At 73.1% G+C, this 20,332-nt stretch carries 16 protein-coding genes; all 16 read left to right on the forward strand.

Annotation, left to right across the window (positions count from 1 at the left end):
- Positions 1 to 10 precede the first annotated feature (10 nt).
- A complete protein-coding gene (locus tag ACIQRL_RS19680) occupies positions 11 to 2,116 on the forward strand; it encodes a phage tail sheath family protein (protein WP_401332862.1) in 2,106 nt (701 codons plus the stop codon).
- Positions 2,117 to 2,209: 93 nt separating this feature from the next.
- The gene (locus ACIQRL_RS19685) at positions 2,210 to 2,680 is read left to right on the forward strand and encodes a phage tail protein (RefSeq protein WP_365874677.1); all 471 of its coding nucleotides are present in this window, start codon (positions 2,210 to 2,212) and stop codon (positions 2,678 to 2,680) included.
- Positions 2,681 to 2,690: 10 nt separating this feature from the next.
- The gene (locus ACIQRL_RS19690; RefSeq protein ID WP_401332863.1) at positions 2,691 to 3,485 is read left to right on the forward strand and encodes a hypothetical protein; all 795 of its coding nucleotides are present in this window, start codon (positions 2,691 to 2,693) and stop codon (positions 3,483 to 3,485) included.
- Positions 3,482 to 3,655: a hypothetical protein gene (locus tag ACIQRL_RS19695; RefSeq protein WP_401332865.1), complete on the forward strand. Its 174-nt coding sequence runs from the start codon at positions 3,482 to 3,484 to the stop codon at positions 3,653 to 3,655. The genes ACIQRL_RS19690 and ACIQRL_RS19695 overlap by 4 nt, the downstream gene beginning before the upstream one ends.
- Before the next feature lie 28 nt (positions 3,656 to 3,683).
- On the forward strand, positions 3,684 to 5,306 hold the full coding sequence (locus ACIQRL_RS19700; RefSeq protein WP_401332867.1) for a hypothetical protein: 1,623 nt from the start codon (positions 3,684 to 3,686) through the stop codon (positions 5,304 to 5,306).
- 5 nt (positions 5,307 to 5,311) lie between these two features.
- Positions 5,312 to 7,153: a hypothetical protein gene (locus ACIQRL_RS19705; RefSeq protein ID WP_401332868.1), complete on the forward strand. Its 1,842-nt coding sequence runs from the start codon at positions 5,312 to 5,314 to the stop codon at positions 7,151 to 7,153.
- A 1-nt stretch (position 7,154) separates the two neighbouring features.
- Positions 7,155 to 8,951, forward strand: a complete 1,797-nt coding sequence (locus tag ACIQRL_RS19710) for a hypothetical protein (protein WP_401332870.1) — start codon at positions 7,155 to 7,157, stop codon at positions 8,949 to 8,951.
- 8 nt (positions 8,952 to 8,959) lie between these two features.
- Positions 8,960 to 9,709: a hypothetical protein gene (locus tag ACIQRL_RS19715; RefSeq protein ID WP_401332872.1), complete on the forward strand. Its 750-nt coding sequence runs from the start codon at positions 8,960 to 8,962 to the stop codon at positions 9,707 to 9,709.
- Positions 9,710 to 9,724: 15 nt separating this feature from the next.
- A complete protein-coding gene (locus ACIQRL_RS19720) occupies positions 9,725 to 10,042 on the forward strand; it encodes a hypothetical protein (RefSeq protein WP_401332874.1) in 318 nt (105 codons plus the stop codon).
- Between the two features lies 1 nt (position 10,043).
- Positions 10,044 to 11,225, forward strand: coding sequence for a hypothetical protein (locus ACIQRL_RS19725; protein ID WP_401332876.1), 1,182 nt, complete (start codon positions 10,044 to 10,046; stop codon positions 11,223 to 11,225).
- Between the two features lie 13 nt (positions 11,226 to 11,238).
- Complete coding sequence (locus ACIQRL_RS19730; RefSeq protein WP_401332878.1) at positions 11,239 to 11,877, forward strand: phage baseplate assembly protein V; 639 nt, start codon at positions 11,239 to 11,241, stop codon at positions 11,875 to 11,877.
- Positions 11,878 to 11,897: 20 nt separating this feature from the next.
- On the forward strand, positions 11,898 to 12,263 hold the full coding sequence (locus ACIQRL_RS19735; protein ID WP_261702319.1) for a GPW/gp25 family protein: 366 nt from the start codon (positions 11,898 to 11,900) through the stop codon (positions 12,261 to 12,263).
- Between the two features lie 3 nt (positions 12,264 to 12,266).
- On the forward strand, positions 12,267 to 13,871 hold the full coding sequence (locus ACIQRL_RS19740) for a baseplate J/gp47 family protein (protein ID WP_401332880.1): 1,605 nt from the start codon (positions 12,267 to 12,269) through the stop codon (positions 13,869 to 13,871).
- A complete protein-coding gene (locus ACIQRL_RS19745) occupies positions 13,868 to 17,863 on the forward strand; it encodes a hypothetical protein (protein ID WP_401332882.1) in 3,996 nt (1,331 codons plus the stop codon). The genes ACIQRL_RS19740 and ACIQRL_RS19745 overlap by 4 nt, the downstream gene beginning before the upstream one ends.
- Before the next feature lie 11 nt (positions 17,864 to 17,874).
- The gene (locus ACIQRL_RS19750; RefSeq protein ID WP_401332884.1) at positions 17,875 to 18,414 is read left to right on the forward strand and encodes a hypothetical protein; all 540 of its coding nucleotides are present in this window, start codon (positions 17,875 to 17,877) and stop codon (positions 18,412 to 18,414) included.
- 12 nt (positions 18,415 to 18,426) lie between these two features.
- Positions 18,427 to 20,325, forward strand: coding sequence for a DUF6519 domain-containing protein (locus ACIQRL_RS19755; RefSeq protein ID WP_401332885.1), 1,899 nt, complete (start codon positions 18,427 to 18,429; stop codon positions 20,323 to 20,325).
- Positions 20,326 to 20,332: the final 7 nt, after the last annotated feature.

Genomic DNA, 20,332 nt, shown 5'->3' on the forward strand with positions numbered 1-20,332 from the left:
GAACCCTGCGATGGCCTTCAACATCGGCGTCAACGTCATCGAGACCGACGGCACCGAGGCGCCCACGGTCACGGGTGCCGCCGTCTCGGTCGGCGCGTTCAACGTGCTGACCCAACGCGGCGTACCCAACACCCCGGTACGGGTGACCAGTTTCGTGCAGTTCGTGGCCCAGTTCGGCAGCTACTTCGCCAGTGGTCTGGGCGCGTACCTGGTGAAGGGGTTCTTCGACAACGGCGGTCAGACGGCGTACGTCAACCGGGTGGTCGACCCCACGCTCAGCGCCGCCGACGCGGTCGCGAGCCGGACGCTGCCCGACACCGGCGGCACCAACGGCACCCTGCGTCTGGAGGCCGGCTACCGCGGACAGGCCGACCCCGGCGCATGGGGCCGCGGACTGTTCGTGCGGACGGCGCTCAGCGCGTCGGCGTCCAGCAGGCTCCGCGAGTCGGCACGCGCCACGGTCACCGGCTCCCCGCTCGCCGCCACGGTCAACCTGTCCTCGCCGCCGGTCCTGTCGGTCAAGGTGGACGGCGCGAGCACACCGACCGCGCTCACCTTCGTCAGCACCGACTTCGCCAACCCCGCGGCCGCCACCCGGCAGGAGATCCGCGACGCGATCAACCGGCAGACCCATCTGCTGGTCGCCTCGCTCAGCGGCGGCAACGCCCTGGTCCTCACCTCGACCGGCGAGCGGGCCGCGGTCGGCGGCGGCTGGACCGGGCTCCAGGTCACCGCGGACGCGACCGCGCTCGGCTTCGCCGTGATGGCCAACCCGGTGCAGGGCACGCCCGTCGCGCTGGGCGCCGGAGGCACCCAACTGGCCAGGCCGGACGGCTTCGACGTGGGCGACGCGATCGTCGTCGCCGACACCGTCACCACCGCCCGCGTCCGGCTGCTGTCCGTCGACCCGGCGAGCGGCGCCGTCGCCTGGGCGCCGGATCTGCCCAACCCCGGCGCCTTCACCGACCTGCGCGCGGTCGCCGTCTCCAACGCCGAGTTCGACCTGACCATCGCGCAGGGGACCGGGGACACCGACCACGCCGTCGAGACGTACACCGGGCTGTCGATGGAGCCGGGCGCCGCGAACTACGCGCCCACCGTGCTGAACAACCCGCTGTCCGGATCGCGGTACGTACGACTGGTCGACGTCGGCACGCCGAGCCCGGGAGCCGACCGGCCGGCCGCGACGAACGGCTTCCTGTCGTTGCAGGGCGGTGCCGACGGCACGCCCACCGCCACGCACTTCATCGGCGATCCCGCGGCCCGCACCGGCTTCTTCGCGTTCGACCCGTTCGACGTCCAGCTCGTGTGCTGCGAGCGCACCGACACCGCGATCGCCGAAGCGGCCCTCGCCTACTGCGCGGGCCGGGGCGACACCCTGTTCGTCGGCTCCGTCCCGGAGGGCTTCGTCGCCGCCGGGCAGGCCGTCGCGTACGGGCAGGCGCTGCAGACGAGGAAGGCGTACGGGGCGCTGTACGGGCCGTGGATCGTCGTACCCGACCCGATCGGCACCGGGAACAGTCCGCAGATCACGCTCCCGCCGGTCGGGCACGTGCTGGGGGTCTGCGCGCGGATCGAGGCGACCCGAGGCATCTGGAAGGCGCCGGCCGGCGACGAGGCCAACCTGCTCGGCGTCCTGGACGTGGAGACCCGGCTCTCCGACACCGACCACACGGACCTCGTGGTCAACGGCGGCGTCAACGGCATCCGGCCGGTGCCGCGGGCCGGGATCGTGGTGGACGCCTCCCGGACGCTCAGCTCCGACCCGCGCTGGCGCTACGTCAACGTGCGGCTGCTGTTCAACTTCGTCGAGAGCAGCCTCCGTACCGGACTGCGCTGGGCACGGCAGGAGCCCAACCGGGCATCGCTGTGGAGCGCCGTGAAGTTCGGCACCGTGACCCCGTTCCTGATGGGGCTGTGGCGGCAGGGCGCGTTCGGCACCGGCAGCCCCGAACAGACCTTCAAGGTCACCGTCGACGCCACCAACAACCCGCCCGACCAGGTGCAGCAGGGCCTGCTGCAGGTCCAGGTGCTGTTCTACCCGTCCCGGCCCGCCGAGACGATCGTGATCGTCGTCGGCCAGCAGGCGAGCGGCGCCACGACCAATGAGGCCTGAGTCCACCGGAAGGTCCCACCCGACAGCCGCGCCGGACCGTCCATCGGAAGGTCCCGCCGGACGGTCCCACCAGAGGGAAAGTGAGGAGCGGTCATGCCCAGGGTCAACGACTTCGACGAGGGTTACCGGGCCAACGAGTTCGTCCTCGTCATCGAGGGCGTGGAGAGTCCCGGCGTGAGCAAGGTGTCCGGGCTCAGCGAGGGGGAGCTCGACACGATCGAGCAACCGGACGGCGGCAGCGGTCATGTGTACAAACTGGCCGCCGCGAAGATGAAGTTCGAGCCGCTGACCATCGAGCGACGGGTCGACGGCAGCGCCGACGACAAGCGGTTCCTGGACTGGTTCCAGCAGACGTTCCGTCTCAACGCCCCACGGCAGGGCGGCTCTTCGGTGCGCAAGAACGGCATGATCGTCAAGCGTCACTTCGGGGATGTCGTCCTGCAGTTCGCCTTCTACGGCGCGTGGGTCAAGTCGTCCAAGTTCACCGACCTCGAAGCCGGGTCGACCAACCTCTTCCTGCAGACCATCGTGCTGGAGCACGAGGGTCTCGAACGCGTCTCCTAGGAGCCCGCCGATGACCCTCACCGATACTGCGCCCGGCCGGGCCGGCGTCCGCGAACTGGACGTCACCCTCCCGATCGGCCACGTCGACCACGACGGACAGACGCACCGGCAGGTGACGTTGCGCAAGATGACCGGCCGCGAGGAGGCGCTCCTCGCCGACCCGGCCAACCAGCGCAACGGCGGCCGGCTGGTCACCGCCCTGCTGCACAGCTGTGTCGTGCGGCTCGGCGACCTGCAGCAGGTACGCCGCGCCGACATCGACGCCCTGTACTCCCTGGACCGCAACTTCCTGCTGATCCGGCTGCGCAGCTTCACGTTCGGGCCGGAGCTGAAGGCCGGCTACACCTGCCCGTCCTGCGGGGACCGTTTCGAGCAGACCGAGGACCTGGACACACTGCCGGTGCGCCCGCTCGCCGACGGGGAGCCGCCGCAGGACGTGGTGGTCGAACTCCTCGACGGGTACGTCGACCGCGACGGGTCGGTGCACACCGCCATGACGCTGCGCCTGGCGCGTGGCGACGACGAGGCGGCGGCGGCACCGCAGTTGCGCAAGAACGCGTCGCTGGGCAAGAACGCGCTGCTCGCCCGCTGCCTGAAGTCCCTCGGCGACCTGCCGCCGCACCGGCTGGAGGCGCTCGGCCCGAAGATCCTCGCCGATCTCACCCTGACCGACCGCCGGCTGATCGACCGGGCCTTCAACGACGGCGCGCCCGGCATCGACTTGATCCGCGAACTGGACTGCCCGGCCTGCGGGCACGAGATGCGGGCCACTTTGGACATGACGAATTTTTTAGTTCTGGAGTGAGTCTCGACCAGCTCCGCCGGGAGGTCTTCTTCCTCGGCTACCACCTGCACTGGCCCCACGGCGAGCTGATGGACATGGCCGCCGGGGACCGGCGCGAGTTCGTGGATCTGCTCGTCGAGCAGATCCAGCGGGAGAACGCCCAGGTCGAGGCGGCCCGCGACCGCGACTGACCAGCTGACGGAGGGGAGGGCCGGCACCATGCCGGTGATCATGCTGCTGCGCGGGCTGACCCGCTCGCTGTGCGCGACGGTCCGCACCCTGACACCGTGGCTGGAGATCGTCGACCACGAGTCGGTGATCGTCGAGCGCGCCCGCGCCGCCTTCCTGGTGCACTGGTGGGGGTTCGAGACTCCTCTCACCCGTCTCAACCTGAGCGGGTACCTCGTCAACATCGGCCAACTGGAAGAGCGGTTCGCGGCCGCCCAGCGCTCGGTGCCGGTGAGCCAGGGCGGCCCGAACGCCGTGGGGTCGCTGCTCGGGCTCGCAGGGAAGATCGTCGGCATGGCGCTCGACCCGCTGTACGCCGTGGCCGGGATCTACCTGCTGATGAGGTTCACCGAGTTCAGCTGGAAGACGCTGGTCCTCGCGGTGGTGTGGAGGCTGGCCCCGTTCGCGCTCGCCGTCGGCCTGGTGGTCGCGCCGGTCGGTACCGGCGTCCTCGTGGGTGGCGGACTGGCTGCCGCGGGCTTCGGTTACGGCCTGCTGGCGGCACTCGGCGACCGCCGCGAAGTACGCGCCGCCTACGACCTGTTCGGGTCCCTGACCCGCCTGTTCATCGCCGTGCGGGACCTGATCGGCCAGGTGCTCGGCGACCGGATGCGCAACCCGCTCACGGCGGGTCTCGTCATCGTCGGGACGCGGCTCGGGCGGCTGTCCGGCCAGGCGCTCGGTGCCCTGGCCCTCCTGGTCGTCCGGGTGGGGCCGGCGCTCGCACCGGTCGCCGCGCTGATGAACGGCCTCGCCGCGCTCGCCGGCGGTGCGGCCACCGCGATCGGGGAGGTGGCCGCGGGCGCGACGTCCCGGGTCGACGGCGCGCTCTCGGCCGACCGCCTCCTCACCCGGGTGACCGGCGTACTGCGGACACAACTCATCGCCGCGGGCGCCGCGTTCGGCCAGGGTCTCGGCCAACTGGAGTCCGCTCTCTCGACGGTGGGAGGCAAGCTCTCCGCCGGCACCCTTCCCGCCGAACTCGGCACGTTCGCCGGGGCGTTGATCGCCGGGCACCCGACCGTCCGGGTCGTCACCGCGCTGCGTACCGAGGCGGACGTCTTCAAGGCCGCGCTGGACGCCGCACCGGCGAAGAACAAGAAGTCACCGTCCGGACCGGGCGGGTCCGCATCACCGTCCGAGCCGGGCCGGCTCGCGCCGCTGCTCGCCGCGCTGCCGGAGCTGCCGCCCCTCTCCTTCCCGGCGCTGCCCGTGCTGCCCGTACTGCCCGACCTCACGGTGCCGTCCCCCGCCCCCGCCGCCGAACCGCCCTTCGTGGTCCGGGTCCCGGCCGTCCGGGTTCCCGCCGTGACCGGACTGGCCGTGCCGGAGCTGCCGGGCTTCCTGAGCGCGCCGGTCGACCTCACGCCGCTGAACGCGATCGTCGACCACCTGCTGCCGGCCGCGTTGGCGGGCCCGGTGCGGGAGAAGGTGGACCGGCTGCTCTCCGACTTCCCGGTCGCCGAGCTCCCCGAGAGCGACGTGCTCCGGCCGGTGGTGCGCACCCTGCGCCTTCGGGTGCCCGGCGCCGACCCCGACGACGTGCGCCGCTTCCAGGACGGGCTCCTGGCACGGCTGCGGAGACAGCCCTACCTGACCGGCGCGGGCGGGTGATGACGATGCCGATCGACTTCGCCGCGGCCGCCGCCCGGTTCGCCGATGCCTTCGCCGCCCAGGAGCACGCCCTGCGCGTGGCACGGCGCGCCGTGCGGCCGGTACTGGAACGCCGGCTGCTGGCCGGACGGCAGGCCGACCGGGCCACCGCGCGCTTCCCGGCGCTGCGGTTCGTCGACGGCGCGGTGACCCTGCGCGTCGTACCGTCGCAGCGCCGCGCGCTCACCCAGGCCGCGCCCGTGCCGAGCCTCGCCGACGCCGGGCTCGCGTTCCTCGCCGGTCTGACCCGGCCGCTGCGGCTCGACGACGCGGACGCGATTCCCGGCCTGCTGAGCCAACTCCTCGCGACAGCAGCCGCGTTGGACGTCTCGGCGTCCAACGCGGCACCGCGGCCGGCCCTCTTCGACAGCCCGGACCTCGTCGCGGTCGCCGTACTGGCCTTCCGCGCCTTCTCGGAGGCCAGCGTCAAGGGCGGCGAGCTCGAACGGTTCACCGACCAGCTCCGGCCCTTCGTGCCGGCCCACCGGGCCGAGACAACGCCGCCCTCCCCGTCCCCCGCGTCCTCGACCGGGTCACTGGACGGGATCGCGGCGGGCATCGCCACCGGGATCGCGGTTGTCGCGCTGCTGCCCGCCGTCGCCGAGTCGTTGCTGGGCGCGCTCGGCACGGTGCTCCGGCGCACCCTCCAGCAGCAGTTCCAAGCCGTGTTGGAGCTACGGCGCGACGCGCTGAGCACCGCGTACGCCCGGTTCGCCGGTCTGATCGGCACGGCGACGCGACTGACCCGCGGGATCGCCGGACTGCTCGGCGCGCACCTGGACCTCACGGTGCGCGTCCTGCTCGCGTTCGGCACCGCACTCGGCACCCGGATCCGTGACTTCGTCGGCGCGCTCGGCTACGCGCTGCGGGGCGTGGTCCGGTTGCTGCGCGTGGCGCTGTTCGTCGTCACCACGGCGTTCGACTTCAACCTGGCCCGTCTGATCCCGGGGATCGGCGACACGTTCGTGGCGAACGTGGCCGCCTTCTCGCTCGACGACCTTCTCGACAAGCCCGGAACCGGACTCAACCGGAACCTGTACACGACCCTCTCGGACGTCCTGGACTGGATCCGGAAACGGGTGCGCCGCAGCCCGCTGGTGCTGTGGCCGTACGCGCACCGGCAGCTCCGCCGCGCCCGCCTGCTCCTGGACGCGCTGTTCGACACCCACGGCCCCGGGCAGGTGCTCCTGCCCGCGTTCCCCGAGGGCCCGCCCCTCGCCTTCCACTCGGACTTCCCGCGCCTGGTCGACCCGGCGCTCGGTCCCGCCCTGGCCGGCGCGGTCGGCGCGCTGGGCGACGGACTGCGCACCGCCGTCCGGGGAGCGCTCACCAGCACCGCCACCGGCCTGGGCGAGCTCGCCGAGGCGAGCGTCGCCGCACAGCTCGACGCGAGCCGGCTCCCCGGCCTGGACCGGATCGGCGATCAGTCCGTCGCGCTCGCCGACCGGGTGTTCGGCGACGAGATCAGGCGGCAGAGCGCGGACCCGCCGGCGGACCAGCTCGCGCGGACGTTCGAGTCGTGGCTGGCGAGCGGCGGATTCGTGGTGGTCGGCGCGGTCATCGACGGGTACGTCGGCGGGCTGGTCGACCGCGCGGGCGAGCGGCTGCCCACGTCACCGAGGATCCTGCGCCGGGCCGCGCTCGGACGGGTCGTCCTGCCCCGGCTGACCCTGCGCGTCCGCGCCGGCCGGGACCTCGACGAGGACCTCGCCGACGCGGTGGCCGCCGCGTTCGCCGGCGCCGTCCGGGACGCCTTCCGCACGGGCGAGCGGCGGCTTCGGGTCCTCACCGAGGGGGTGCGGGTCTGACATGGACGAGACCGAGGAACTCATCACCCAGCTCGGACTGCTGCTCACCCAGACCCGGTTCGGGCGCCGCGCCCTGGAGGACATCGAGCGCGCCACCTCGACCTACGGCACGTTCGCGTTCACGTCCGTCATCACCGCCGGGCCGAACTTCGGCGCACCGCCGATGTACGAGGGCGCCCTCAAGGTCCATGTCGTCAACATCAACGACCTCGCGCCGGGCGCCGGGTTCGGCGACTTCCTCTCCGGGCTGCTGGGCGGTCTCGGCGGGTTCGTCGGCAACCTGATCGGCGGCGCCGCGGGCGGTGTCGTCTCGCAGTTCCGGCTGGTCTGGTCGTTCCAGGACATCGCGAAGCTCGCCGAGCACGTCGAGCACATCCTCACCATGATCGGCGGCCCCGCGGTCACTCCCAAGGCCGGACCCGCGCCCGGTGCCGGGGCTCCAACGAGCCCGGGAACCGGCCTGGTCGCCCAGCTCGACAGCATCAAGGGCGCGGTCGACTCGCTCACCAAGCTGTTCCAGGCCGCCGGCGACCCGCCCGTCGGCACTAAGCCGCCCATCGACCAACTGGGCAGTGCCACCGCGCTGTTGAACGCCGTCGCGAAGGTCGTGGACGGCCTCGTCCTCGCGCTGCCCATCGCCGTCGGCTCGCTCGCCGTGCTGATCAGCCGGCTCGGCGACATCCGTCAGGGGCTCGCCGAGACACTCCGCTTCGCGCTGCGGGTCACGCTGCTGACGCGCGGCGCCCTGTTGGTGCTCGCGCTGGACACGGTGGCCGTCGTGGCCCGGGTCGGAGCCTCCGTCGTAGGCGTCCTGGCATCCACCGTGGACGGGATCGTCGGCGGCGTCTTCGACGGCGTCCAGCAGGCGCTCATCGCGGTGCTGCGGATCGGTGTCGTGCTCGGCGACGCCGTCCGGGCCACGGTGGACGGTCTGCTCAACTGGCTGATCCCGACGATCGACGCGGTCCTGCGCAACCTCGGCGACCTCAGGGCGTTCCGGATCATCACGCACCTGGTCCGGATCCTGCCCGCGGTGCTCCCTCTGGTCTTCCAGCTGCTGACCGACACCCAGGTGTCCGACAAGCAGCAGAACGCGCTCACCCAGGCGGCCGAACTCGGCCTCCCGGCCACCTCCCTCGACAGCGCGGGCCCGGTGGCCGTCCGGCCCGCGCCGCCGAACTTCGCCGCGGTGCTGTCCGATCCGGCCTTCATCGCGGGCCTGACCGAGCCGCTCGGCAAGGTGCGCAAGCTCGGCACGGACGCGCTCGACCTCGGCACCGGGCAGCTCTCGGACGGACTGCGCACCATCGGGTCCACCCTGGAGGCCGCCGCGCGGGCCGAGACCAGGCTGTCCGACGCGCGCCTCGGCCGCGCGCTGGACGACGTCAGCACCCAGTCGGCACGGCTGGCCGACCGACTCGTGGTCGGCGAGGCGACGACACCGCAGACCGGCCTGACCGCGGTCGCGAACGCGTACGAGGCATGGCTGACCCACGGCGGACTCGACGGCCTGCTGTCCTCGATCACCGGCCACTTCGCCGGTCCTGCGGGTCACGACGGGATTCCGCGCCGCGCGGCCGAGACCGCCGACCGGACCCGGGCCACCGTCCAGATCGACGAGGTGGTCGTCGACGTGGAGAGCTCCGCACCCGGACCGGTCGCGACACCCACCGTCACCTGGACCACCACGGAACCCGCCCTCTCCACCGCCCCGTCGGACGACATCGACCAGCACGCCCGGATGTGGTTCGACTACGACCAGCGCGGCGGCGGCAGCCGGCTGCCCCTACCGATCTAGGAGTCGTCATGGCACGCACCGCCGGCTACCTCGCCAACCTCATCGCCGTTCCGCCGCTGATCTTCCGGTTCCAGTTCAACCCGGAACTGCTGTCCGAGAAGAAGAGCTTCGCCTACCGGGAGACCACCAGCCTCGGCAACTGGGCGTTCGACCAGACCGCGGCGTCCAAGGGCTTCGGCAACGTCAGCGGGATCGCCACCGACCTGAAGGAGATCGGCAGTTCGCTGGTCGGGACCAAGGCGCTGGAGGCCGACTTCGGCAAGCCGCGCTCGTTCGCGCTGGACTTCGCCCTCGACGCGCGGTCCCTCCCGGACATCCCGGCGCAGCAGAGCGGAGACGGCCCGGCGCCGGACGACGCGCGGTTCGGCGGCCGGATCGAGCCCAGCCTCGCGGTGCTGCGCTCGTTCATGAACCCCGCCTGGGATCCGGTCAACGACGTACTCGCCTGGTTCAGCGGTGCCAAGACGTTCTGTCCGCCGGCCCAGCCACCGGTGTGCACGCTCAAGCTCGGCGGCATCGACCTGGACTGCGTGATGACCGACCTCAACATCAAGATCACCAAGTTCAAGCCCGACCTCACGCCGGAGCGCGCCGAGGTCAGCCTGACCCTCAACGAACAGACCGCGTCGATCACCACCAGCCTCGACGTGCTCGACCGGCTGGTCGAGGTCGGTAAGTCCTACGGACAACTGGACTTCCGGGACTGGGTGCAGGCCGTACCGGGCGCCGGCCTGGTGCAGAACATCTTCGAACTCTGAGAGGGGCGCCCGATCATGTCCGTGTCGATCACCTCGCGGTACCGGCAGGCGGCGGTCTATCCGGCCGTCGACGCCACCGGCAGCACGCGGGCCACCGTGGCGATCCGCCGGTACACGCCACCCGCCGCCGACGACATCACCTACGAGCACCGGGTGACCGGCGTCGAGGACATGGAGTACCTGTCCTGGCGCTACTTCGGCGACAGCGAGGTGTGGTGGCGCATCGCCGACGCCAACCCGGTGGCGTTCCCGCTCGACCTGCGGCCGGGCGCCGCCCTGTCGGTGCCGGCCTCGCAGGACATCGGCGTGGTCGGCCGGGACCGGGTGTTCTGACATGGCCGTAGCGACCCCGCCCCCTACGGGCGGTGACAACCGGGCCCCGTTCGCCACCGTGCGGATCGGCACCGGCCCGGGCGACCTGGCCGACGTCACGGTGCCGGTGCGCTCGGTCGCCGTGGAGGACCACGACCGGCTCACGGACGAGGCGAAGGTGGTCCTCGACGACCACACGGGTGTGCTCGCGCACGCCCTGTTCGAGGGCCTGGTGGTGCGGCTCGACCTGGGTCGGCAGATGCAGCACGCGGCGTTGTTCGAGGGGGTCGTGGTGAGCAGCCGGGTGCTGGCCGGCCCCCAGGGGCAGCACATCGAACTGACCGCCCGGGACTACAGCCACCGGCTGGCGCAGACCCCGTTCGCCCCCGAGACATGGAACACCGGCGAACCGCTCAGCGCCCTGCTCGGCAAACTGGTCACCGCGTCCGGCACCGGGATCACGGTGGGGAAGATCGAGCCGGTCGACGACACCGCGCCGGACGTCCGCGGCGCCGGCCGCTATGTCGCCACCTCGGTCTGGGACTTCATCCTGGAGCAGGCCCGCGGCCAGGGCTGCCTGGCGTACGTCGAACTGACCGACAACAAGGAGTCACAGTTCTCGTTCCGGCCCATCGCCGCGATCGCGGCCTCGGAGCCGATCGGCACGCTGCGGTACTGCCGGGTGGGCAGCGACCTGGTCACGTTCACCTACGAGCGGATCAGCTCCGGCGCGCTCCCGGTCCGCTCGGCGAGCACCGTCGATCCGGACACCGGCCTGCTCGTGGACCAGCCGGCGCCGGTCGCCCCGCCCCGGCCTCCGCTGGCCGCGCCGCAGACGGGCCGCGCCCCGGCCGCGTCGGACCGGATGCGCGCGGCGATCGAGGCGCTGACCGGGAAGGCGGCCGTGGCGCAGGGCCGGCTCACCACACCGGCCGAGCGGGTCGTCGGCAAGGCGGCGGGCACCGCCCAGGACGCCAGGAACCGCGTGAGCGTCGACCCGACCCGGATCGTCGGGATGAGCGGCCGGGGCAAGGCCGTCGGCAACGCGCTGCTGCGGGCCAAGGCGATGCTCCGGATCACCGGGCTCGCGCCCTGGGCCGAGGGGGTCTGGTACCTGACGAAGGTCAACCACGTGTACACCCGCGACCTGGTCGGCGACCGCCAGGAATCCAGCTACTTCACCCACATCACCGCGACCCGGTGACAGGAGGCCCGCCATGCTGTCCGACGAACTGACCCGGCACACCGGCAACTACTACGGCAAGTACCGCGGGATCGTGCGGGACAACACCGACGACGGCCGGCGCGGCCGGCTCCGGGTGATCGTGCCGGACATCTTCGGACCGGAGGCGCTCGTCACCGCCGAGCCGTGCTTCCCGCACGGGCACTTCTTCGTACCGCCCAAGGACGCCAACGTATGGGTGGAGTTCGCGGCCGGCGACACCCGGGCCCCGATCTGGGTGGGGGTCTGGTACCCGGCGGACGCCGTCCCGCCCGAGGCCGCCGTGACGCCGCCCGACCACCAGGTCATCCGGACCACCGCCGGGCACACCGTCGACCTCACCGACACCGGCGGCGGGGAACGGATCCTGATCCGGCACAGCGGCGGCGCCTTCGTCTCGATCGAGTCCGACGGCAGCGTGCGCGTGAGCGCCGACCACATCGTGCTGGACGGGTCGAAGGTCGAGGTGGGCAGCGGCGCGAGCGAGCCGACGCTCCTCGGCAACGGCTTCGGCCAGTTGTGGGGCCAGTTGCTGACCCACGTCCACGGTCCGCCCGGCTCCCCGTCGCCCCAACTAGCACCGCTCGTCCTGCAGCCCGGCGTGCACCTGAGCCGGTCCGCCGTCGTGAAGTGAACGAAGTGAAGGAGACCTCTATGGCCGACGCCCGCGGAGCGGCGTTCCCGTTCCGGATCGACCCGCACACCGGCGGCATCGCCTGGACCGAAGGCACCGAGAAGATCCGCGACGACCTGCGGATCCTGCTCGGCACCCGGCTCGGAGAACGGCCCATGCTGCGCGACTTCGGCACCCGGGTGCACACGCTGGTCCACGAGCCGGACGACGACGTGACCGCCGACCTGCTCCGCAAACAGGCGCACGAGGCGGTCGTACGGTGGGAGCGGCGCGTCGTCGTCACCCGGGCCCGGCTGTCCCGTTCGGACGGCGGACTGCGGCTGCTGCTGAGCTATGTGCACAGCGACAAGCCGGTGTCCGCCGAGATGATCGTCCCCCTGGTGTAGGCGATGACGACACCGGCACCCGCGATCGACTACACCGACAAGGACTTCGCCTCCCTGCGTACGGCGATGCTCCGGCTGGCCCAGCAGCGCCTGCCGGAGTGGACCGACCAGAGCCCCGCCGACCTCGGCATGCTGCTGGTCGACCTGTTCGCCTACGTCGGCGACATCACGCTCTACTACCAGGACCGCATCGCCGGCGAACTGTTCCCGGGCACCGCCACCGAGCGGGCCAGCATCGTCGACCTGCTCCGGCTGATCGGCTACGAGCTGACCCCGGCCGCACCGGCGATGGCCGATCTGCTGCTCACCTTCCCCCGGCCGGCCGGCGCGCGGACCGTGGCCGTCCCCAGCGGCGCGCGGTTCGCCGCCCGGCCGCCGGGCGCCGCCGCGATCGAGTTCACCTACCTCGGTCCCGACCTGGACCTGGTTCTCCTCTCCGACCAACTGCGCCCGGGCGTCGGCACGGACGGCAGACCGGTGGTGCGCTACGACGGACTGCCGGTCGAACAGAGCCGCACGGTCGGGCCGGTGCTCATCGGCTCGTCCACCGGCGAGGCCGGCCAGTCCTTCGCGCTGCCCGACGCGTCCGTGGTCGTCGCGTCCGTGGTCGTCGAGGTGAACGAGGGCGCCGGCTGGGTGACCTGGGACCGCAGGGACAGCCTGCTCTTCGACATCGCCCCGGACGGGCGGGCCGTGTTCTCCCACCCGGAGGCGCGCTACTACCAGCTCCTCTTCGACGCCGACGGGATCGGACACGCCGTGTTCGGCGCCGGCCGGGTACCGCCCGCCGGGCCGAACAACGTCCGCGCCTCCTACCGGGTCTGCCAGGGCACCGCCGGGAACCTCGCGGCCGGCACGGTCACCACCGCGCTCACCACGATCGACACGCTGCAGGCCGTGGTGAACCAGGCCGCGGCGGCGGGCGGCAGCGACGCCGAACGCTCCGACCACGCCGCGCGGTACGCCCCGTTCGCGTTCCGGTCCACCAACCGGGCGGTGACCGCGAGCGACTACGAGGCGCTCGCGCACAGCACGGGCACGGTGGCCAAGGTCCGCGCCCGCAGCGTCTCCTCGAACCGGATCGACCTGTTCGTCGCGCCCGCCGGGGACACCCTGGTCCCGGTACCGGAGGCGCTGCGCAACCGGCTCGTCGGCTACTTCGAGGACAAGCGCATGGCCGGCTGCCTGGTCCGGGTGCTCGACGCGCAGCCGGTCGCCGTGGACATCGGCGTCGAACTGCTGGTCGACGAGCGGTTCGTCACGGACGCGGTGGCCGGACAGGTCGAGGCCGCGATCACCGCGCTCCTGTCGTTCTCCCGGGTCGACTTCGGCCGGCCGCTGTTCCAGAGCGAGGTGTTCGCGGCCGCCGAGTCCGTCCCCGGGGTCCTCGCGGCGACCGTGACCGGCCTTCGCCGACAGGACCGGCCCGCGCCGGACGTCGACGCGGAACTGGCGCGGCACAACCTTCCCCCGCTCGCCGAACTGCCCGCCTTCCTGCGCGACGCCGTCTCGCTCGACGTGGCCACCGACGGGCGGATCGAGATCGGCGAGTTCGAGATCGCCGTCCCCGGCACCCTCGACGTGACCGTACGGACGACACTGCCATGAGGATCGACACGTTCACCGCGAGCGCCGACCTGATCGGCCGACGGACCTGGGTCCGCTGGGCGTTCACGCCCGACGCGGGCGAGACCGTGCTCGACGCGCCGCCGGTCACCGTACGGCGCAAGACGCGCGACTTCGCGTTCCCGGACACCGGCGCGCCCTGGCTGCTCCACGACAGCGCCGCGTTCCCGCCCGCACCGGTGCCCGGCGCGCTCACCGTGACCGATCTGCCGGACAGCGACACGGCGGCCGGCGCGCTGCGGGTCCGGGAGCGGACCGTCACCGTGACCGAGACGGCCGCCGCGGTGTCCCGTGAGGTGCTCCGGCTCGTCACCCGCACCGTCTTCGGCGCGGACCGCGCCGTGCTGCGCCTGGAGCTCGACCTGCTCGACGTCGGCGGCGTCGGCCGCGGCGAACTGGACGCCGGCACGCCGTACTACTACGAGCTGGACAGCCCGGCCCTGGACCGGCCGATGCGGGCCGTCGCCACCCCCGGCGATGTGCACGGCGCGCACCGCACGCTCTACGAGCTGATCCCCGAGGTGTACCGGCGTCACGACACCGTCACCCGGGCGCCCGACGCCGCCACCGGCCTGCTTCCCGAAGCCGGCACCAACGGCGGGCAGTTACGCCGTTTCGTGGACGTGTACGGCGCCGCCGTCGACGCGATCCGCAGCTCCGCCGACAACCTGCGCGGACTGCGTGCCGTATCGGACGTGGACAGCCGGTTCCTGCCCCTGCTGTCGCAGTGGGTCGGCTGGGACCTGACCGCCGACACGGACCTGGCACGGCAGCGCAACGAGATCCGCACCGCGCCGAGACTCTACGACTCCGTCGGGACCGTCCCGGGACTGCGCAGCCTGGTCGACTTCTACACCGGCTGGTCCACCCGGGTCGCCGAGTTCTCCCAGCACGTCGCGCGGGCCGGGACGGCGCCGCAGCGCAACGTCTTCGCCGCGGTCCGGCGCGGCGGGGCGTGGTGGGGTGCCGAGGAGGCGTCCGCCGTGCTCGGATTCACCGCCCCGCACGACGTGGCGACCGGCACCGCCACCACCAGCGCCGCGCTGACCGGCGCTGCCGGCGAGCCGTTCGCACTGCGCACCGGCATGACCGTCACCATCGCGCCGGACGGCGGTCTGCCGGTCACCCTGACGTTCGGGCCGGCCGACTTCGCCGACCTGGGCGCCGCGACGGCCGCCGAGGTCGCGGCGGTCGTGAACCGGGACATCGGCGAGCTGCGCGCGGACGGGACCGGCGGTGCGGTGCGGCTCGTGTCGCGCCTCACCGGCGAGGCGTCCCGTATCGAGGTGCGTACCGCGGCCGCGAGCCTGGTCTCGCTGGACGGCGCGGCCCGCGGCCGGCTCGGCACCGTCACGGACCCGGCCGGCCGGCTGTGGGTGGCGCACGCCACCACCGTCGGCGCCGGCGGCGTGGTCCCCCGGCTGCATTTCAAGGCGTACTTCCGGGGAGCCTGGGCGGACACCCGGGTGGTCGAGCCCCAGCCGGTCGCGCCGCAGGCCGAACCCGCGCCGGTCGCGCTGCCGGACGGCCGGCTCGGCCTGGCCTGGGTCGAGCACCCCGACACCGGTGCGGCACGGCTGCGCTGGCGGCTGGGGACACCGTCCGCGCCGACCCCGGCCCGGCTGCGCGGCGACACGTCACCCCCGTTCGCGCTGACCGCCGGCACCGTGCTGACCCTCACCGGCTACGGCGCCACCGAGCGGTTCACCGTGCGCGCGGCCGACTACGCCGATCCGTCCGCGGCCCGCGCGGACGAGGTCACCGCCGCGTTCAACGCACAGCTCACCGGCGTCACCGCGGCCGTCGCCGGGGACGGTTCGCTGGCCCTGGCCACGACCGCGACCGGACCGGGGGTCGCGCTGCGCGCCGATCTGGCCGCCTCGACCGCGGCCCGGGCGCTGGGGTTCGGCGACCGCGCGCTGACCGGGCGGGGCGGCTGGCAGCCCGACATCGACTGGGCCCCCGCCACGGACATCCCGGCGGTACCGGCGGGCCGGCACGCCGACTGCGCCGCCGTACTCGATCCGGAGGGGGCGGTACGGCTGTGCTGGGCCAGCCGGCTCGACGGATGGCGGCTGTACCGGCTGCGGTGGGACGGCCGGGTACGGATCGCCACCGCGACCGGGGCGCGGGTGCTGGCCGGGGACGGCGCGGTCACCTCGCTCACCGGGCTGCCGTCGGCGGACGTGCGGGGCGTCGCGGTCGACGCCGACGGGTCGAGCTGGTTCGCCACCGGCGCCGGGGGAGCCGTCCGCAGGCCGGACGGGACGACGACCGTGTTCACGCCGGGCACCACCGGCGGAAGTCTCTCCACCGCCGATGTGCGGACCGTGGCCGTGGACCCGTCCGGCACGGTGTGGTTCGGCCACGGGGCGGGCGCCGCGGCGCTCTCGCCGGGCGGCTCGTGGCAGGTGATCACCGCGGCGACGGGCGGTCTCGCGAGCGACGACGTACGGCACATCGCCGCCGACTTCACCGGCGCGGTGTGGTTCGCCACGGGCGCGGGCCTGTCCCGGCTCGACCCGGCGGGCACCTGGACGACCTTCCTGGCCGGGACGGAGACGCGGCACGCGGCACCGGCCCAGGACGGTTCGCTGTGGACGGCGCTGGCGCACGGCGTCGCCCGCGTCGGCGCCGACGGGTCGGTGCGCACCGTGGACCTCGGTGCCGCCGCCGACGTCCGGCAGGTCGCCCCGGCGCCCCCGGCGGCGAACCCGAAGCCGCGGGCGGACGACGCGGGACCGGTGTGGGCCGCGACCGCCGCCGGGCCGGTCGAGATCCGGTCGGTACGCGACATCCGGGTGCACACGCCCGCCGAAGGTCTGCCCAGCGGTGACTGCCGGGCCGTCCTCGTCGACCAGGGCACCGTCTGGGCGGGCACCGCCGCCGGTCTCTCCTTCCTGGACGGTTCGGGATCGTGGCGGACCGTGCCCGGACTCGCCACCCCGGTCCGGGCGTTGAGCGGTTCCTGGTCAGCTCCGGGCTGGTTCGCCCCCGGTGGCCCCGGCGAGCGCGACCCGCACCTGACCGGCGACGGGAACCGGCTCTGGCTGGCGTCGGCCGTCCGGCACGCCCACGCGGACCCGGACGACCGCTGGCGGATCGTCGTACGGCACCTCGACTTCCCCTCCGTCGCCTGGTCGGCGCCGACCGCCGTCACCGGTGTCACCGGCACCGACCGGGAACCGGCGCTCGCCCCGCTGCCGGGCGGCGCAGCCCGTGTCCACTTCCGCTCCGACCGGGGCGGCGGCCCGCGCCTGTGGTCCGCCGACCTGGACGCCACCGGCAGCCCGTCGGCGCCCACCGTGGTCACCGGCGGGCCGTCCTCGGACGCGAACCCGGCGCCGGTCACGCTCGCGGACGGCACGACGTGGCTGCTGTTCCGCAGCGACCGCAACGTCGGTCTCGGCCGGCTCGGCGGGGGTGTGCCCGGCCCCGGCCTCGACCAGTCCAGCCGGCGCGCGCCGGAGGAGGCGTCCGTCCGCCGGTTCGCCGGCACCGTCACCGCGACCCTCGCCGACCTCGACCGCAACCGCGGCACCCGGCAGTTCGGCGACCTGCTCGACTACACACCGCAGCGGCCGGACGGCACCGCCCTGGCCGCCGACGAGGTCTACACGCCGTCCACGATCGGGCTCTACGTCGAACGCGGGCCCACCGGCCGACCGCTCGTGCAGCGCGACGCCGACCGTCTGCGACAGCTCCTCGAACGGTTCCTTCCGGTCAACCTGCGGGCCGTCGTCGTGCTCGGCTCGGGCCCGCTGGAGGAGCTGGTCTTCCCGGCGGGGCACGAGCTCGCCGACGCGTTCAGGGACGACTACCCCATCGCCGAGGTCGTCCGGATCGCCGAGGAGACCGCGGTCGCCCTGCCCGGCTGGCAGGTGTTCCTGTCCACCGACGGGACGAGCGTCACCGTCGACCCCACCAAGCCCACCACCCTGCGCCGACGCGTCTGGTGGCCACCGTTCCGCTAGGAGGAGCGCACATGTCCGCAAGCGAGTACCCGGCCGGTCGGCTGCACGGTCAGTACCGCGACGTCCTGTACGACGCCGCGGGCGGGGTGGTGTGGGACCACGGCTGGCGGTCCAACACGATCGTCGGGGACTGCCGCCGGCTGCTGGCCACCATGCTGCGCGGCACACCCGGGTCGACCGGGCTGCTCGGCCTGCGGGTCGGAGCCGGGCTGAGCCAGTGGGACGGCGCCGGTCCGCCGCCGGCCGGCGGCGCGCAGACCGCGCTGGTCGACCCGCACCCGCACACCGTCGCCGCGGCGGACCTGCGGATGGACTTCCTCGACTCGGCGGCCGTGTCCGCCACGCCCACCAACCGGCTGCAGATCCAGGCGACCCTCGGGCCCGGCGTGCCGAACTGGCCGGACGCGAACCACGTCAGCGGCAATCTGCGCGAGTTCGGCCTGATCGCGAGCCTGGACGGGACCACCGTGCTCGTCAACTACGTCACCCACCCCGTCATCGCCAAGGATCCCGCGAGCACGTTGCAGCGGACCGTCTGGCTGACGTTCTGAAGCGGAGAACCCATGGCCTCGATGACCTCCAGCACGTTCCACCCGCTGCTGCGGTACGTGAACGTGCGGCTGCAGCAGGGCGTTCCCATAGTCGACTCGGACCTCAACGAACTGGACGACGTCCGCAAGTTCGAGCTCAGGGCGTTCCTCAAGTGGTACGTCGGCGACGGCGTGCCCGAGGGCACCAACGGGTTCCAGATCACCGGCGGCCTGAGCAACGACTTCACCATCGGCGCCGGTGCCCCGGCCGGGGGCAGCGGCGGTGAGCTGGACACCGCGCTCGCGCACACCGGCCGGATCATCGTCGACGGTCTGGACGTCATGATCACGACCGATCTGGCGTTCTCGGCCCAGCCGCTGCACGCGTCGCAGCCCGGCGCCGCGGCCCTGGCGGCGAAGCTCGGCGTGCCCGTCGTACCGGCCCTCACCACACCGGGCACGGCCACGGTCCTGGTCGCCTACCTGGACGTATGGGAGCACCTGGTCACCCCCGACGACGACCCGAACCTGATCCTGCCCGCGCTCGGCGTCGAGTCGTGCGCCCGGATCAAGCGCGAGTGGGTGGTGCGCGTGGGGGCCGCCGTGCCCGCGGCCGGGTCCTCCGACTTCCTGGCCGGGCACTCCTACACCGCGCTCGCCGGGCTCACCCGCCCGGCCGCCACCGCCCTCATCGCCCCGTCGAACATCGCGGACAAGCGCCAGCGGCGGCTGCTGCTGCCACCGGCGCACCTGATCGCCGACACCGTGGGCGTCGACCCGTTCGACTACCGCGGCGGTGTCAACCGTCCGCTGATCAGCCTGCGCGCCGCGATCAACGCGCTGCTTGCCGGCCAGCTCCCCACCACGGGCGAGATCGCCGTCGCCAACGGTCCGGGCGCCGACCTGCTCGGCAAAGCGGTGTTCCTGGACAACGCGAACGGTCTGGTGATCGTGTGGCAGTCCGGCCAGTCGGGCACCAGCCAGGTGGCCCTGGCCCGGATCGACCTGACCAACCCGGGCCTCACGAGCGTCGCTGCCACGCCGTTGACCACCGGCGGCGTGCACGCGGCTCCGTCGGCGCTGATGCTGCCCAACGGGGACTTCCTGGTCGCCTACCAGACCGCGGCGACCGAGGACCCGAACGCCGACCTGAAGCTGAAGCGGGGGCCGCTGGCCTCCCTCGCGGGTGCGGGCGAGGTGACGATCGCGGCCACCGCCAACGTCGCCGACCAGCGGATGCAGGCGGTCCTGGCGGGCGACTTCGTGGTCTTCGTCTTCGACCAGTCGGGCAGCAGCACCGACAAATGGTCCTACCTCCGCTACAAGCACACCGACAACTCCTTCCCGGACACCGCGCCGGTGCAACTGGCGACGAACTCCGGCGGCCGGGCCGTGCACACGGCGTCGGCCGGGAACGTCGTGTTCATCGCCTTCCACGACGGCACCAAGCTCACCGCGGTGCTGCTGAACCCGGTCACCAACACCGTCAGCAGCAGTACGCAGCAGACCGGGCAGGCGACCGACATCCACGTCCTGGCGTTCAGCGCCACCTCGGCGATGGTGTTCTACAACAGCGGCAGCGGGCTGTCCGTGCTCACGTTCGGCGGGGGCACCTGGAGCGGTCCGGCCACCGTCTCGGGCACGGACGCCAACGACAGCCAGCCGGCCGCGGTCCAGGACACCGACGGCACCATCTGGCTGCTGTCCACCCGGAAGTTCTCCGACAACACCAACCACGTCGTCGTACGCCGCCGCAACGCGGCCAGCGGCGACTGGACCGCGCCGCAACGGCTCGCCCCGAGCACGGGCAACGACGGGTTCCCGGCCGCGGTCCCCGTCCCGGGCCAGGGCATCTGGGCCGTCTGGGCGAACGACCGCAACGGCTCCACCAACACCGACCTGTTCGCACGACGGGTCATCACCGCCATCTGACACGGCG

Source organism: Streptomyces sp. NPDC091209 (assembly GCF_044757755.1).
GTDB lineage: Bacteria > Actinomycetota > Actinomycetes > Streptomycetales > Streptomycetaceae > Streptomyces.